The organism is Paracoccus sp. Ld10, assembly GCF_045064235.1.
Classification (GTDB): Bacteria; Pseudomonadota; Alphaproteobacteria; order Rhodobacterales; family Rhodobacteraceae; genus Paracoccus.
Map to the genome: position 1 here is coordinate 390,205 of NZ_JBISHD010000023.1, position 15,836 is coordinate 406,040.

The 15,836-nt window shown below is 67.3% G+C and carries 15 protein-coding genes; 3 read left to right on the plus strand and 12 right to left on the minus strand.

The features are described from left to right. Nucleotides 1-142: 142 nt before the first annotated feature. Entirely contained in the window at nucleotides 143-898 is a 756-nt protein-coding gene (locus ACJJVR_RS07240; protein WP_405403388.1) for a GntR family transcriptional regulator, read from the plus strand. Here the strand turns inward: ACJJVR_RS07240 and ACJJVR_RS07245 are convergent. Genes ACJJVR_RS07245 through ACJJVR_RS07295 form a run of 11 tightly spaced genes read right to left on the minus strand, consistent with a single transcriptional unit; the run spans nucleotide 895 to nucleotide 12,764 of the window. Then, complete coding sequence (locus ACJJVR_RS07245) at nucleotides 895-2,388, minus strand: class I adenylate-forming enzyme family protein (RefSeq protein ID WP_405403389.1); 1,494 nt, start codon at nucleotides 2,386-2,388, stop codon at nucleotides 895-897. The genes ACJJVR_RS07240 and ACJJVR_RS07245 overlap by 4 nt on opposite strands. Further along, a complete protein-coding gene (locus tag ACJJVR_RS07250; RefSeq protein WP_405403390.1) occupies nucleotides 2,385-3,194 on the minus strand; it encodes an oxepin-CoA hydrolase, alternative type in 810 nt (269 codons plus the stop codon). The genes ACJJVR_RS07245 and ACJJVR_RS07250 overlap by 4 nt, the downstream gene beginning before the upstream one ends. Next, entirely contained in the window at nucleotides 3,191-3,589 is a 399-nt protein-coding gene (locus ACJJVR_RS07255) for a PaaI family thioesterase (RefSeq protein WP_405403392.1), read from the minus strand. Before ACJJVR_RS07255 ends, ACJJVR_RS07250 begins: the two co-directional genes overlap by 4 nt. Beyond that, a complete protein-coding gene (locus ACJJVR_RS07260) occupies nucleotides 3,586-4,584 on the minus strand; it encodes an acyl-CoA dehydrogenase family protein (protein ID WP_405403395.1) in 999 nt (332 codons plus the stop codon). Before ACJJVR_RS07260 ends, ACJJVR_RS07255 begins: the two co-directional genes overlap by 4 nt. 4 nt (nucleotides 4,585-4,588) lie before the next feature. Then, nucleotides 4,589-5,770, minus strand: coding sequence for an acyl-CoA dehydrogenase family protein (locus ACJJVR_RS07265; protein ID WP_405403396.1), 1,182 nt, complete (start codon nucleotides 5,768-5,770; stop codon nucleotides 4,589-4,591). Continuing rightward, the gene (locus tag ACJJVR_RS07270; RefSeq protein WP_405403398.1) at nucleotides 5,770-6,945 is read right to left on the minus strand and encodes an acetyl-CoA C-acyltransferase; all 1,176 of its coding nucleotides are present in this window, start codon (nucleotides 6,943-6,945) and stop codon (nucleotides 5,770-5,772) included. Before ACJJVR_RS07270 ends, ACJJVR_RS07265 begins: the two co-directional genes overlap by 1 nt. Further along, entirely contained in the window at nucleotides 6,942-9,026 is a 2,085-nt protein-coding gene (locus ACJJVR_RS07275; RefSeq protein ID WP_405403399.1) for a 3-hydroxyacyl-CoA dehydrogenase NAD-binding domain-containing protein, read from the minus strand. The genes ACJJVR_RS07270 and ACJJVR_RS07275 overlap by 4 nt, the downstream gene beginning before the upstream one ends. Before the next feature lie 13 nt (nucleotides 9,027-9,039). After that, nucleotides 9,040-9,867: an IclR family transcriptional regulator gene (locus ACJJVR_RS07280; protein ID WP_405403401.1), complete on the minus strand. Its 828-nt coding sequence runs from the start codon at nucleotides 9,865-9,867 to the stop codon at nucleotides 9,040-9,042. Then, the gene (locus ACJJVR_RS07285) at nucleotides 9,867-11,195 is read right to left on the minus strand and encodes a TRAP transporter large permease (protein ID WP_405403402.1); all 1,329 of its coding nucleotides are present in this window, start codon (nucleotides 11,193-11,195) and stop codon (nucleotides 9,867-9,869) included. Before ACJJVR_RS07285 ends, ACJJVR_RS07280 begins: the two co-directional genes overlap by 1 nt. Then, entirely contained in the window at nucleotides 11,195-11,701 is a 507-nt protein-coding gene (locus tag ACJJVR_RS07290) for a TRAP transporter small permease (RefSeq protein WP_405403403.1), read from the minus strand. The genes ACJJVR_RS07285 and ACJJVR_RS07290 overlap by 1 nt, the downstream gene beginning before the upstream one ends. A gap of 4 nt (nucleotides 11,702-11,705) precedes the next feature. Then, nucleotides 11,706-12,764 (minus strand): C4-dicarboxylate TRAP transporter substrate-binding protein, encoded by a 1,059-nt coding sequence (locus ACJJVR_RS07295; protein ID WP_405403405.1) that lies wholly within the window; start codon nucleotides 12,762-12,764, stop codon nucleotides 11,706-11,708. Between the two features lie 145 nt (nucleotides 12,765-12,909). On the opposite strand from ACJJVR_RS07295, the gene ACJJVR_RS07300 reads away from it, so the two are divergent. Together ACJJVR_RS07300 and ACJJVR_RS07305 are read left to right on the plus strand one after the other, a co-directional pair. Further along, the gene (locus tag ACJJVR_RS07300; protein WP_405403406.1) at nucleotides 12,910-14,193 is read left to right on the plus strand and encodes a L,D-transpeptidase family protein; all 1,284 of its coding nucleotides are present in this window, start codon (nucleotides 12,910-12,912) and stop codon (nucleotides 14,191-14,193) included. Beyond that, complete coding sequence (locus tag ACJJVR_RS07305; protein WP_405403407.1) at nucleotides 14,190-15,032, plus strand: extensin family protein; 843 nt, start codon at nucleotides 14,190-14,192, stop codon at nucleotides 15,030-15,032. Before ACJJVR_RS07300 ends, ACJJVR_RS07305 begins: the two co-directional genes overlap by 4 nt. A gap of 4 nt (nucleotides 15,033-15,036) precedes the next feature. Here ACJJVR_RS07305 and ACJJVR_RS07310 read toward each other — a convergent pair whose 3' ends face one another. Then, nucleotides 15,037-15,768 carry a Crp/Fnr family transcriptional regulator gene (locus tag ACJJVR_RS07310; protein WP_405403408.1) on the minus strand — a complete coding sequence of 244 codons (732 nt, stop codon included), beginning with the start codon at nucleotides 15,766-15,768 and terminating at the stop codon, nucleotides 15,037-15,039. Nucleotides 15,769-15,836 lie beyond the last annotated feature (68 nt).

The following is a 15,836-nucleotide window of genomic DNA, read 5'->3' on the forward strand; positions in this document are numbered from 1 at the left end:
CAGAAAGAAAGCGTCCGTCTCCAGAGCTTTCTTGCTGGTCTGCCATCGCGTCTGGGCGCGCAGCATAGCCAATTGGACAGCTTTCATTCTTTTGCGCATCATTTATCAAGTCGGGACAGGTACATGTCACGAGTTCGTCAAAATGTCCAAGTCGTCCCAAGGTTCGTCCGTTACGATCCGCTCTTCCGGCATCGATGCCGAACGGCGGCGACTGAACACATGGCAGGCGATCCGCGCGGATGTGCTGGGCCGGATCCGGTCGGGCGAATGGCCTCCGGGCAGCCTGATCCCCACGGAACAGACCCTGTCGATAGAGATGGGCTGCGCCCGTGCCACCGTGAACCGTGCCCTGCGTGAGCTGGCCGACAGCGGCATCATCCAGCGTCGCCGCAAGGTCGGCACCCGCGTGACCGCGACCACGTCCCGCCGCACGACCCTGTCGCTGCCTGTCCTGCGCGACGAGATCGAGTCGCTTGGCGCACGCTATGCCTATCAGATGACCGAATGCCTGCCCTGCAACCCCAGCCCTGCCGCGATGCAGGCGCTGCAGGTCGATGCCGACGACATGATGCTGCTGGTCAAGTCGCGCTATCTGGCCGACGACCGCCCGCATTGCTGCGAGGCAATCTGGCTGAACCCACGCGCGCTGGCCCTGCCCGATTTCCACCTGTTCGCGCATGAACCGCCCCAGGAATGGCTGGCCCGCAGCCTGCCCGTCACACAGGCGCGTTTTTCGATTCTGGCCGAAGGGGCCAGCGGGTCCTGTGCGGTGAACCTGGCCATCGACCCGGGCACGCCGGTGATGACAATCGAACGGGTGAACACCCTGGATTCGTTGCCCGTGTCCTTTACCCGTCAGTTCTATCCGCCGATGCACCGGCTGGTGCTGGACAACTAAAGGCCCAGCAGGTCGGCGAAATGCGCGATCAGCCGGTGCTTTAGCACCTTGCCCGTCGCCGCTGCAGGCAGTGCGCCTGTCAGGATGATCCGCGTGGGCCGTTTATAGGCCGACAGCCGCGCCGCAGCATGGGCCGCCAGCACATCGGCCGTGACGGCATCAGGCGCGGTCAGCTGGCAGAACGCCAGAATATCCTCGTCCCCGCCCTGTCGTGCGCGACCGATCACGGCGGTCTGCAACACCGCAGGGTGGTCGTTCAGCGCGGCCTCGACCTCGGGGGGATAGACGTTGAAACCGCCGCGGATGATCAGCTCCTTGCACCGTCCGACGATGTGCAGGCGACCCTGCGCGTCGATCCGTCCCAGATCGCCCGTGCGCATCCAGCCGTCCCGCAGCACCTGCGCCGTGCCCTCCGCGTTGCGGAAATAGCCGCGCATGATGTGCGGGCCACGGGTCAGCACCTCTCCGGTGCCCGGTTCGCGGCCGATGGTCTCATCCAGCGCGATCTCTACCCCCGGCAGGGGCCGCCCCGCCGACGGATCGGGATCGCCGATGGCGTTGTCCGTGACGGTGACGCCGGCCGTGGTTTCGGTCATGCCGTAACCGTTCTGCAGGGCGATACCGTAAAACGCCTCGGCCCGCCGCTTCCAGTCCGGGTCCAGCGGTGCCGCGCCGCTGCTGACATAGCGCAGGGGGCGGGTCAGGCGGTCCATGCCCAATGCCCGCGCCTCGGCCATGATGGCCGCATGCATCTGCGGGACGGCGGGCAGGACAGTCACATCAGATTGCAGCGCCGCCAGCGTCTGCGCGGCTGAAAACCGCGGCTCCAGCCGAACATGCGCGCCCGCCGCCAGCCCCGCGCACAGCATCGAGGTCAGTCCGAACACATGCGTCAGCGGCAGCACGCCCCAGATCACGTCATGGGGCTGCATCCCCCGCAACCGGGCCGAACTTTCGCCGCCAAAGATCAGGTTGCCATGCGTCAGCATCACCCCCTTGGGCGTGCCCGTCGTGCCGGTGGTGTACAGGATCACCGCCGTCATCGCCGCATCCGGCTCGACCTGTTCCGGCACGGCATCGAACGGCCCGGCGACATGCAGGGCCGTCCCGGCCAGCGTGACGGGCCGCGCATCGCCCGCATGACCGCGCGCAGGGGCGCTGACATCCGACAGGAACACCGTCAGGCGCGGTTCTGTATGGGCCGCGATCTTGGCCAGTTCCGGCGCGGTCATGCGCGCGTTCACCGGCACCAGCACCGCGTCCATGCGGCTTGTGGCCAACAACAGGACCGGCACGCTTGCGGCATTTTCCGCCACCACCAGCAGACGGTCGCCCGGACGCAGGCCCATCGCGGCCAGATCGACCTGCGTGGCACGGACCAGGTCGTCCAGTGCCGCATAGGTCAGGCCGTGTCCGGTCCAGTCGGTCAGGGCGGGGCGGTGGGGATGGACCGCCAGGGCGGCGTCGAACAGCTGAAGGATGCGGGTCATGTTCCCTCGCGCAATCTGCGGAAATCGGGGGGGCGCTTGGACAGAAAGGTTGTGATCCCCTCGGCGGCCTCCGCCGAGGCGAGCGCCGTCGCCATCGCGTCGCGTTCGGCGGTCAGCTGGGCCTCCAGCAGGGTTTCGCGCGCGCCGGTCAACAGGCGCTTGATCGCCGCCTGCGCGTCTGCGGGGCCTGCTGCCAGACGGTCGGCCAGGGCCATGGCGGCCATGATCGCCTCTCCGGGGTCGGTCAGTTCCGCGATCACGCCCATCGCGTGCAGGCGTTCGGCACCCACCGGCAGGCCGGTCAGGGCCATCTGCGCGGCCATCTGCGGCGGCAGGCAGGCGGTCAGCGCGGCGGTCAGCCCGCCATCGGGAACCAGCCCCGCCGTCACATAGGCCGCCGTGAACCGCGCATTGCGGGCGGAAATCACCATGTCGCAGGCCAGCGCCAGTGACAGGCCGGCGCCAGCCGCGCCGCCCTCGATCACCGCGATCACGGGGCGTGGGCAGGCCACGACCGCGCGGATCAGGTCATTCAGCGCGTCGATGCGGTCGCGGCGGGCGTCCTCGGGCATGTCCTGCGCGGTGATCAGCATGGTCAGATCGCCGCCCGCGCAAAAGAAATCACCCTCGCCCATGATCAGGACCGCGCCGATGCGCGGTTCATCCGCAGCCTGCCGCAGGGCATGGTGCAACCCGTCATAGAATTCCGGTGTCAGCGCATTGCGCCGTGCGGCGTTGCGGTTTTCCACGACCAGACGGTCGCCCAGATCACTGATCTCGCAATGAGGGTTGGTATAGGGGGTCATGGGACGGCCTTTGTCTTGCGGAAAACGCCGGTCGCGGTGGCGATCAGCGTGCCGTCCTCATGCCGCAGGTCGCCGTCGATGAACAGGGTCGTGCGCCCGCCCCCCGCCACGCGTCCCCGCGCGGTGACACGCCCCGCATGGCCCGGTACCAGAAAGTTCACCGTCAGCGCCAGCGTGGTGAACGGATGCCGCCCGCCCGCATCGACCGTCAGGCTGCCGGTGGCCCCCATCGCGCTGTCCAGCAGCGTCGCGGACAGCCCGCCATGCAGGATGCCCTGACGGTTCAGATGCCGGTCGTCCAGATCCAGAATGCAGGCCGCGCCATCCCGGTCGGACACGTCCAGCACGTATCCGATCAGGCGCTGCGTGCCGGTTTCCCCCGTGATCACCGTCATGCAAAGGCCCGCTCGCCGCGGGCGAACCGTTCCAGGTGGTAATCGGCATCGCCCATGGCGGTGTCCGCGGCCAGCAGGCGGCGGATCATGCCGCCAAGCGCGTATTCCTCGGTCATGCCGATGCCGCCATGCAGCTGCACGGATTCCTCGGCCACTAGCCGCGCGGCGTGCCCCAACGTGACCTTGCACGCCTGCAGGTGACGGTCGCGCAGGGGGGCGTCCGCGTCCAGATGACCCGCGAAATTGGCGACCGCGGAACGCGCCTGTTCCACCTCGACCGACAGGTCGGCGGCGCGATGCGCCAATGCCTGAAACGCGATCAGCGGCTGGCCGAACTGCTTTCGGGTGCGCAGATAGTCCAACGTCAGATCGACCGCCGCGATCAGCGTCCCCAAGGCATAGGCCGCATGCGCCAGCACGCCCCGCGCCAGCACCGCGTCGAAATCGGCCAGTGCGCCAAGCCGCGTCGCGGGCGTCCCTTCAAAGATCAGATCCGCGCCGCGCTGATCGTCCATCATCGGATAGGGGCGCACGGTCAGCCCCGCCGCGTCTGGCGTCACCAGCCACAGCGCATCGGCGGTGGTGACCACGACTGCGGCGGCACCTTCGGCCCCCGCCACCATGGTCTTGCGCCCGGTCAGGCGGTCGCCGTCCGCGGCGATCGCCACGCCACGGTCATAACGGGTCCCCGGTTCGGCATCGGCAAAGGCAATGGTCGCGCCGTCGTCAGCGGGCTGGCCCGCCTGCGCCAGCGCGGCGGCACCGATCATCGTGCCGATCAGCGGCAGCGACACCCCCGCCAACCCCAGTTCCTGAAAGATCAGCGCCACGGCCGCGCCCGATCCGTCGAAACCGCCCTCGGCCTCGGTCAGCAGGGCCTGGGGAACGCCAGCCTCGGTCAGGGCGGGCATCAATGCCTCGCCGGAGTGGCGGGTCAGGATGCCGCGCAGGCTGTCCTGCAACATGCGGTGGTCGTCGGAAAGCTGAAAATCCATGGGCTTATCCTTTCGCCAGCGCGCCGGAAATGATGCTGCGCTGGACCTCGTTCGAGCCGCCATAGATCGACAGCTTGCGGTTGTTCAGCCAGGTTGCGCTGGCGGCCAGGGCCTCGTCGGCGCCGTCGGGGCCTTCGTTGCCCTCCAACGTCAGGGCCATCGCCTGTCCGCCATAGGCGCGCCGGGTCAGCGCATCCAGACGCTGGCGGATCTGGGTGCCCTTGATCTTCAGCATGCTGCTCTCGATGCCCGGTGCCTGACCCTGGGCCGCCGCCGACAGCATCCGCAGGTTGGTGGTGGACATGGCCATCAGCTCGATCTCGACCCCTGCCATTTCGGACGCGAACAGCGGATCGTCGGACAGGGGCTGGCCGCGATGGCGCTGCGCGCGGGCGACGCGTTTCAGGTTGTCCAGCGCGGCGGTGGCAAAACCCACGCCCGCGATGTTCGTGCGCTCATGCGTCAGCAGGTATTTTGCATAGGTCCAGCCGTCGTTTTCCGTGCCGACCAGATTGGCGGCCGGGACGCGGACATTGTCGAACCAGACCTCGTTCACCTCGGCGGTGCCGTCCAGCAGGACGATGGGGCGCACGGTGACGCCCGGCGTGGTCATATCGATCAACAGAAAGCTGATGCCTTCCTGTTTCTTGCCGGTCGCATTGGTGCGAACCAGACAGAAAATCATGTTGGCGTGCTGGCCAAGCGTGGTCCAGGTCTTTTGCCCGTTGACGATGTAGTCGTCGCCATCGCGGACGGCCTCGCACCGCAGGCTGGCCAGATCCGACCCGGCACCGGGTTCGGAATAACCCTGGCACCACCAGTCGTCGCCGGCCAAGATGCGCGGCAGCCAGTGGTCCTGCTGTTCCTTGGACCCGAACTTCTGCAGGACCGGCCCCAGCATGGCGATGCCGAATGGCACGATCCGCGGCGCATGGGCGCGGGCCGATTCCTCGTCAAAGATGTGGCGCTGGATGGCGGTCCAACCCGCGCCGCCGAATTCGGTGGGCCAGTTTCCGGCCAGCCAGCCGCGCGATTGCAGTTTGGCATGCCAGCCCTCCATCTCGGCCTTGGTCAGGTCGTGATGCAGACGCACCTTGCGCGCCAGCGCGGGATCCAGTTCGGCCTTGAGGAACGCACGGATGTCGTCGCGAAAGGCGATTTCGTCGGGGGTAAAGCTCATGTCCATCAAAAGATCTCCAAAAGTCCGGCAGCGCCCTGGCCGCCGCCCACGCACATGGTCACGACGCCCCATTTGGCGCCCCGGCGGCGGCCTTCGCGCAGCAGATGGCCGGCGGTGCGCGCGCCCGTCATGCCAAAGGGGTGGCCGATGGAAATCGCGCCGCCGTTCACGTTGTATTTCGCCGGATCGATGCGCAGCGTGTCGCGGCAATACAGGCACTGGCTGGCAAAGGCCTCGTTCAGCTCCCACAGGTCGATGTCATCCACCGACAGCCCGTGGCGTTCCAGCAGGCGTGGTATGGCAAAGACAGGTCCGATGCCCATCTCGTCAGGCGCGCAACCCGCGACGGCAAAGCCGTGAAAGGCCCCAAGCGGTTCCAGGTTCAGCGACGCGGCCAGGTCGGCCTCCATCACCAGCAGCGCTGCAGCGCCGTCGGACAGCTGGGACGCATTGCCCGCGGTCACGAACTGACCCGCGCCGCGCACCGGCTGCAGCGTAGCCAGCGCGTCCAGCGTGGTGCCGGGGCGGTTGCCCTCATCGGCGGCGATGGTGACGTCGCGGTCGCTGGTCTCTCCGCTGGCCTTGTCGGTGACCGACATGGTGACAGACATCGGAATGATCTCGTCGTCGAAAATCCCGGCGGCTTGCGCCGCGGCGGTGCGGGCCTGCGATTCGACGGCATAGGCGTCCTGTGCCTCGCGGCTGACGCCATAGCGGGCGGCCACGATATCGGCGGTCTCGATCATGGTCATGTAGAGGTCGGGGCGGTTCGCCTCGATCCAGGCCTCGCGCGAGTTGCGGACAGGCGGCTGGACCATGGAGATGCTTTCCACGCCGCCGACCAGCACCGCCCGCGCACCCTCATGCGCGACCATCTGCGCACCCTGCGCCAGTGCCTGCAGGCCCGATGCGCAGAACCGGTTGACCGTGACCCCTGCCACGCTGTCGGGCAGGCCCGCGCGGATCACCGTTTGGCGGGCGATGTTGCCGCCCGTGACGTATTCGGGATAGCCGCAGCCCCAGATGCTGTCCTCGATCAACGCGGGGTCGATTCCGGCGCGGTCGACCACGGCGCGCGCCGTGGCCCCGGCCAGAACGGCCCCATGGGTCTGGTTGAACGCACCGCGCTTGGCGCGTCCGATGGCGGTACGGGCGGTCGAGACGATCACGGGCTGTTTCATGCGGATGTTCCTTGGTTCAGGTCGGCGAACCGGCGGCCATCGGCCACCAGATCGGCCAGCAGCGGCGCGGGCTGCCAGAAATGGTCGTCGGTTTCGGCGAAATGGCGAATGTCGGCCAGAATGCGCTCCAGCCCCTGGGTGTCGGCCCAGTGCATCGGCCCGCCCCGCCAGCGCGGAAAGCCGTAGCCGTTGAGCATCGCCACATCGACATCCAACGGACGCAGCGCGGTACCGTCGGCCACCGTCCGTGCGGCCTCGTTCACCATCGCGGCCATGGTCCGGGCGACGATTTCCGCGTCGTCGAAATCGCGGGGCGTGATGCCCAGATCGGCGCGCACCGCGTCCAAGATCGCGGGCAGGTCCGGGTTCGGTTGCGGCTTGCCATCGGCATAGACGTAATAGCCGCGCCCGGTCTTGCGGCCCAGATCGCCCTGTTCGTACAGGCGGTCGGCAAAGACCGGAACCCGGTCGCGCAGATGGCGGTCGGCGGCCTTACGCTGTCGGGTCATCGCGCCGATGTCCAGGCCCGCCAGATCGCTGACCGCATAGGGGCCCATCGCGAAACCGAAATCGGTCAGCGCGCGGTCGATCTGTTGCGGGGACGCGCCGTCCAGCACCATCGCGTCCACCGCCGCACGGTAATGCGACAGGATGCGGTTGCCGATGAATCCGTCGCAAACACCCGCGCGCACCGCGATCTTGCCCAAACGCTTGGCCAGGGCAAAGCCGGTTGCCACGACCTCGGGGGCGGTACGGTCGGCGACCACGACCTCCAGCAGGCGCATGACATGGGCGGGCGAAAAGAAATGCAGCCCGATCACGTCACGCGGGCGGCGCGTCGCGTCGGCGATGCGGTCCACGTCCAGATAGGAGGTGTTGGTCGCCAACACCGCGTCAGGTTTGGCCACGCGGTCAATGGCGGCAAAGACCTGTTCCTTGACCTCCATCGACTCGAACACCGCCTCGACGATCAGATCGGCCTGACCCAGGGCCGCGTAATCCGTGTCGGTGCGGTACGCCCCGGACAAGATCGCGTCACGGCGGGCGGCGGCCAGTTTGCCGCGGGTGACAGCGCCGTCCAGCAGGTCGCCGACCGTCGCCTGTGCGCGGGCGGTCGCCGGGGCGTCGCGTTCGATCAACGTGACGTCCAGCCCGGCCAGCAGGCAGGACACCGCGATGCCCGCGCCCATGGTGCCGCCGCCGATCACGCTGATGCGGTCCAGCGGCCGTGGCGCCACGCCCTTGATCTGCGGCAGATGGGCCACGGCGCGTTCGGCAAAGAACGCATGGATCAGCGCCGCGCGTTGCGGGCTGTCCATCAGCGCCAGAAAACCCGCGCGCTCCACCGCCATGCCGTCGTCAAAGGACAGCGCCAAACCCTCGGTCACGACGTCGACCGCTGTCGCGTGCGCGATATGGCCGGGCAGCTTGCGCGCCAGTGTGGCCTTCAGTGACTGCACGACATCTAGGTCCGCAGCGGGGCCAGGCAGTTCGCGCGTCCGGCGCGGCGACTGACCGGCCAGCGTTTCGGCCAGCGCGATGGCGCATTCGGTCAGATCGCCCTGCGCCACGGCGTCGATCAGCCCCAGGTCCAGCGCCTGCGCGGCGGCGATCTGACGGGCGCTGGTGATGATGTCCAAGGCGGCGGCGGTGCCGACCAGCCGCGGCAGGCGCTGCGTGCCGCCAGCCCCGGGCAGCAGGCCCAATGTCACCTCGGGCAGGCCCATGCGGGTGCCGGGCGCTGCGATCCGTGCGTGACAACCCAGGGCCAGTTCCAGCCCACCCCCCAGGGCGGTGCCGTGCAGCGCCGCGACGACGGGCTTGTCCAGGCCTTCGATGGCGGCGATCACGTCGGGCAGGATCGGTGCCTGCGACGGCTTGCCGAATTCCGCGATGTCGGCGCCCGCGACCCATGTGCGGCCCGCGCACAGGATCACGGCGGCATCGGCCCCGGCATCGGCGGCGAAATCGCGTGCCGCGTCCATCAGACCCTGCCGCACGGCATGGCCCGTGGCATTCACTGGCGGATTGTCGATCGTGATCAGGCCGATGCGGCCTTGGCGGGCATAGGAAACGGGCATCTGGGATAACCTTTCAGTCATTCGGGCTGCCGGACCAGGCGGGCACCCCATTGGCGCCGACCATCTGTTGCAGCCGGCCGACGGTTTCGCGCAGCACGGGGCCGACATGGGCATGGATGCGGTCGTCTGGCAGCACGTCGTCCAGCGCCCCGCAGGAGAACATCACCGGACCCGCCAGCCGCGCCGACCGGAACGGAACCGACACGGCCGAGATGTTGGACGAATAGCGCAACCTCTGGGGCACCACGGCATAGCCCCGCGCGATCAGCTGGTCGCGCGCCTTGAACCGCAGGTCGTCCAGCGTGCCGCCGTCCAGCGGCGGTTCGGGGTGATCGGCCAGAAGGCCCCCGAATTCGTCACGCGTCGTGGCGCCCAACAGCGCCAGCCCGGATGATGATCCGGCGATGGGCAGGCGGTGGCCAACCTCCAGCCAGATCGACGCCGCACGCTGCGGCCGCCAGGTCCGCATCAGCGCGACCTTGTCGCGGTCGCGCACCGCGAACAGGACCAGCGTGCCGGTCTGGTCGGCCAGGGCCTGCATCATGCCCTGCGCGGAATCCAGAAAGGCCAGCGAGGCTGCCGCCACGTGCCCCATCGCCAGCAGCGTGGGACCAGGGCGATAGCGGTCGTTGCGCTGCGGCTGCGTCAGGTAGCCCAGGCAGCCCAACGTATAGGTCAGCCGCGACACCGTCGATTTCGGCAGGCCCGTGCGTTCCGCGATCTGCGCGTTGCTCAGCCCGTCGTCATCGGTCCGGAACGCCCGCAGCACCGACAGCCCCCGCGCCAGCGCGGTGGCAAAGTTGCGGTCGTCCTCATAGTCGGGGCGCGTGTCCGGGGTCATCACATCGACCCCGGAATCAAGAGCGAGATGATCGGGAACAGGATCAGCAGCAGCAGGACCAGGATATCGACCGCCAGAAACCGCGTGACGCCTGCAAAGATCTTGTCGATGCCGACCGATTTGGTGACGTTGCTGACGACGAACACGTTCAGGCCGACGGGGGGCGTGATCAGCCCGATCTCCAGCAGCTTGACGACGATGACGCCGAACCAGATCAGGTTCAGGCCGTACCCTTCGATCAGCGGCACCATGAAGGGCAGGGTCAGGACCATGATGCCGATCGGGTCCAGGAACATGCCCAGCACCAGATAGATCACCACCACGACCAGCATCAGCATCGCCAGCGACAGTTCCGCGTCCGACACCATGCCGACAACCGCGCCCGCCATGCCCGTCAGCGCGACAAAGCTGACAAAGATCTTGGCAGCGCCCGCGATCAGAAAGATCGCCGCCGTCTGCACCAGGCTTTCGCGGATCGCGCGCCACATCACCTCCAACGTCAGCCGGCGTTGGGCAAAGCCGATGATCGTGGTCAGCACGACGCTGACGGCGGCGGCCTCGGTCGCGGTGAACAGGCCGCCATAGATGCCGCCGACGATGACCACGAACAGCAGGGCCGCGGGCCAGGCGGCGATGGCCGCGTCGGTCCGGCTGGCATCGCCACGCTCGCCCCGGGGGGCGGCGTCCGGATCGCGGTTCACCCACCACGCAATGACCAGCAGCATGCCGGCCAGCGACAAGAGCCCCGGCAGGATGCCCGCCAGGAACAGCTGCGCGATCGAGGTTTCGGTGAAGATGCCATACAGGATGAACAGAACCGACGGCGGGATCAGCGACCCCAGGGTGCCGCCCACCGCCACCGACGCGGTGGCCAGTTTCGGGTCGTACCCCATGCGCAGCATTTCCGGCACGCAGATGCGCCCCATTGTCGACGCGCAGGCGATCGACGACCCCGAGATGGCCGAAAACCCGCCACAGCCCAGCACCGACGCCATCGCCACGCCGCCCCGCACCGGCCGCAGCCAGACCGCCGCCGCGTCATAGATGCGCGTGGTGATGCCTGCATAGAACGCGATGTTGCCCAGGGCCACGAACAGCGGCACCATCGACAGGTCATAGGAATGAACCAGGTCAAAGAAGTTGGAAAAGACCACCGAACTGGTCGGGTTCAGCGCCCGTTCCGGCATCCAGTCGCCAGTGCGGGTGGCATACACCAGGAATGTCCCGGTGCCGGCCACGCCCGCCAGCGCGAACGCGATGGGCACGCGCAGCGCCAGCAGCACCAGAACCGCCGCCATGGCGACAAGGCCGATCGTCATCGGGTCCATCAGCTTACCTCGTTTCCGTCGGCGTCCAGGATCAGGTCGCCCCGGCGCAGCTGCCGCAGGTCACCGACCAGCAGGATTGCCAGCCGCACCCACATCAGCACCAGCCCCGCCATGAACAGCGCCACGCCCGGCCAGCGCGGCAGGTTCAGGTCGCCGTAATAGAATTCGCCCGATGTCAGCGCCTGACCGGTCACCCGCCAGGCCGCATAGATCAGCGGCATCAGCGCCAGCAGGCCCACGACATGGCCCAGCACGATCAGTTGACCGCGCAGGCGTGCCGGCAGACGGTCCGACACAAAGGTGACGGCGACATGGCTGCGCGCCGCCGTCGCCGCCGCCATCGGCAGCAGGATGGCCGCGACCATCAGTTCGCGCACCAGAATGATCGCATCGGGCACGCTGGTTCCCAGCAGCGCGCGCATCGCCACGTTGGCAAAGATCACCAGGCCCAACGCGATCAGCGCCAGCACGGCCAGGTCCAGCAGGGTCCGTTCGATCACGCGCATGGGATCAGCCGCGTTCCCAGGGATAACCCTGCGTTTCCAGCTCTTGCGAATATTGCGCGATCAGCCCGCGATATTCGTCCAGCAACGCCTGTCCGTCCAGACCCGAGCCGTCGGCCCGCGCGATCCATTCGTCCAGATAGGGCTGGGCGGCCTCTGTCAGGCGGGCACGATCCTCGTCGGAAAAGCTGACGATCTCTTTGCCGGCATCCTCCAGGATCTTGATCGATTCGGCATTCGCCTGTTCGATGATGCGGCCGAACTCATCGGCCAGACCCTCGCCCGCCGTCATGATGACCTGTTGCTGTTCGGGCGACAGCGCATCGTACATCGACTTGTTCATGACGATGCCAAGCGCGCCGACCTGCCCCCAGTCGATGAAGGTATAGCTGTCGAAGACCTCGTCGAACTTCAGCGCAGCAATCAGATAGGAATAGGTCTGGGTGCAATCCAGCAGGCCGTTCTCCAGGCCCTGGTAGGCCTCGTAGACACTCATGTCGACCAGGGTCGCACCCATGTCGCGAAAGGTCTGGCCATAGGCGCCGACGCCGCGAACCTTCTTGCCGGCCAGCTGGTCGACCGAGGTGACGGCCGGACCCTTGCATCCCATCTGCACGGCGGACGTCGTATACGTCCCGACATAGATCAGGTTCTGCGCGGCCAGGTTGGCCTTGACCTGTTCGTTGTTGCGCATCAGCGCATCGGTCGCCTTCATGCCGACCCACGGATCGGGGTTGTCCAGCGGCAGGTCGGCGATGCCATAGGCCACCATGTCCTGGGGGAAATAGACACCGATGACGCTACCCAGATCGGCCACGCCATCGCGCAGCGATTGCACGGCGGCCTTTTCCGAAAACAGCGCGCCGCCCCAAGTGATGTCCAGCGTCAGGTCTCCACCCGACTGTTCGGCCACCTGATCGGCGAACCACTGGGTCGCCTCGGCACGCGCGCCACGGTTGGGACCGGGCTCGCCATAGATCAGCGTTGTCTGTGACATGGCGGGGGCGGCAAGGGCTGCGGTCAGGCCGACAGCCATCAGCGCCGTCCGATACGACGGTGTGGTCATGGTGAAACTCCTCCCTGTTCCACTTAGCAGGCTGGCATTCCGCACAGCGGAACGCAACCTTGAATTGACCTGATCGTGACCGCTGCGCTATCTGGCGGTTTTCCGCCTGATGCCGGATGTTGCACCTTCACGATCGGAGCCGCCCATGACGCCCCCCCCTGCGCGACCGCTGCTGTTGGCCCTGGGCCTGACCCTGGGATGGGCCTGGCCCGCCGCGGCACAGACCCCGGACCTGCCCTTTACCGCCGCCCAGATCGAGGCCGCGCAGTATGGCGGCGCCGACCTTCCGGGGGGGCGCTCTGCCCTGACTGCCAAGGTGCAGCTGCTGCTGGATCGGTCAGGGACGTCTCCGGGCGTCATCGACGGTTTCAAGGGCGGGATGAGCCAAAGCGCGATCAAGGCCTTTGAACGGCGCACCGGTCTGCCCCAGGACGGGGTGATGGACCCGCATGTCTGGAACCTGCTGCAGTCGTTCGCCACGCGACCGGTCACCCAGTCCTATGTCATCACTGCCGATGATGCCGCCGGATTGGCCGCGTCGATCCCCACCGATTACGCCGAAAAGGCGCTGATGCCTGCCATGGCCCATACCAGCATCGCCGAACGCCTGGGCGAGCGATTCCACATGGACGAAAAGTTCATCGAATTCCTGAACCCCGGCGTGGCCCTGGTGCCCGGCGCCACCATCCAGGTGATGGCGCCGAACCCCCGCCTGCGCGGTCAGGTCACGCGAATCATCATCGACAAGGACAACCGCCGCGTCGCCGGATACAACGCGCGTGGCCAGATGGTCGTGGACTACCCTGCGACCATCGGCAGCAGCGTCACCCCCTCCCCGCAGGGGGCGCACAATGTGCGCACGGTGGCGATCAACCCGAACTATACCTATAACCCCGACGTCAATTTCAGGCAGGAGGGCAATGACAGCCCGCTGGTCATCCCGCCGGGGCCGAACGGACCCGTGGGCACCGTCTGGATCGGGCTGACCAAGCCGACCTATGGCATCCACGGCACGCCGACCCCGTCACAGCTGTTCGCCAATCAGTCGATGGGCTGCGTGCGCCTGACCAACTGGGACGCCGAGGAACTGGCCGGCATGGTCAGCATCGGCGGGACCGAGGTCCAGTTTCTGGATGCCGGGGTCACCATCGCCGACGTGACCGGCAGCGGTACCGCCGTCAGCCCGCCCGTGGCCGACATCGCGCTGCCCCAGGGCACGACCGCGCAGACCGACACGCCCGACCCGGTGCAGCCACTGTCCCTGCCGGACCCGCTTGCGGCACCGACAGCCGTTGCCCCGGCTGCGCCTGACGCAGCGACCGTTCCCGATGCCGCGGTGCCTGCGACGCCCGATCCGCTCAGCGACGCGCTGAGCGGGGCCCTGCCGGATGGGTTCGTTGTTCCGCCCCTGGAGGAGGGTCAACCATGACCAGCACGGCGGGACCTGCCATCGCCCTGATTCTGGCGGTGGTTCCCGCCCTGGCACAAGACCGTCCGCCCGGAGCCGGCCAGGCTGGTCCGGCGCAGACCTCGGTCGTGGACGACCGCCCGCCTGTAAAACCAGGCGCCACACAGCCTGTCCCGCCATTTGACCCGGGCACCGATACGCCAACGACTCCGGATGAATCGGCCGCCGACCAACCCACGCTGCAGCCCTTTGGCCCGCCGCCCCCGCCAGTCTGGTTCACCTTGGCCGGAACCGATGCGCAATACGATGCATGCCGACTGGCGCTGTCGGTGATGGGCGCGCAGTTCCGCGCCCAGCCCCCCGTCACGGACCCGGATAACCGCGATTGCGGCATGGCCCGTCCGTTGATGGTCAGCCGCATCCTGCCCGACATCGCCCTGTCCGGAGAACCGGTGATGCGCTGCGAGGCCGCGCTGTCGCTGGCGCTGTGGGCGCGTGATTTCCTGAAACCTGCGGCGAATTTGCTGCCAGACTCACCCCGCCTGACAGCGCTGGAAACCGGCCCTGCCTATTCGTGCCGCGACCGCGTCGGAACCGGGGATGCCGATCCCAAACCGTCGGAACACGGCTATGGCAATGCGATAGACGTGATGGGATTCCGATTCGACGACGGCGAGCCGGTACCGGTCCAGCCGCGCCAAGGCGATGGCGATGGCGCCGAGAGCTTTCAGCGGGCCGCGCAAAGCACCGGGTGTCTGCTGTTCACGACCGTTCTTGGGCCGGGATCGAATGCTGCGCATGATGATCACCTGCACCTGGACATGGCCGCGCGAAAGGGCGGCTGGCGACTGTGCGAGTGATGCCTCAGCGGCTTTGACGTTCCATGTCCAGATAGGTCGGATCGAACCGGGCCAGCGTCGCCAGGCCCTTCCAATCCAGAATCGATACATCCGCCCCCGACCAGCGCAACAAGCCACGGTCGCGCAGGTCGCGCACCGCCCGGTTCACGTGAATGGGTGAATAGCCCAGGATATCGGCCAGTTCCCGTTGCAGCAAAGGCAGCGAAAACTGATGGTTGGCCGCCGCGCCGACCGCATTCAGGCGGGTATAGACCTCGCACAGCAGGTGGGCCAGATGCGCGCTGGATCGCAGGGACGCCGCCGCGACCAGCCACTGTCGGTGAACCGCCGCGTCGATCAGCGTCGCCATCCACAAAAGGCGCGTCAAATGCGGGAAATTTTCCGTAATTTCAAGAAGTTCTTCGTGGTCGACAAACTCCACCTCGGCAAGACCGACGGCAACGACGGAATGTTCCAGGCCGGCCAGAACGAATCCATGCAGGTCGACAAAATCGCCTGGCACGTGCAACGCTGTGATAACGCGTTCATCTGGTCGTCCGACCAGCTGATGGGACCGGGCCGACATGCCGCGCAGCATCATGCAACTGCGCTTGGCCAGCCGATCGACCGGGACGATAACCTCTCCGGGGGCAAAGCTGACATTTTCCGTACGCAACGCGCGCAATCGCGCAAGATCGCGTTCAGGCACGCTGTCACGACGTTGAAGGAAGCGGATAAAGTATTCGGTGATCGCCATTCCGCCCCTCCTGCTAAGGCAGCCGGACATTTGCAAATCGGGATTCTGGACGCAATGGCCGCCCCTCG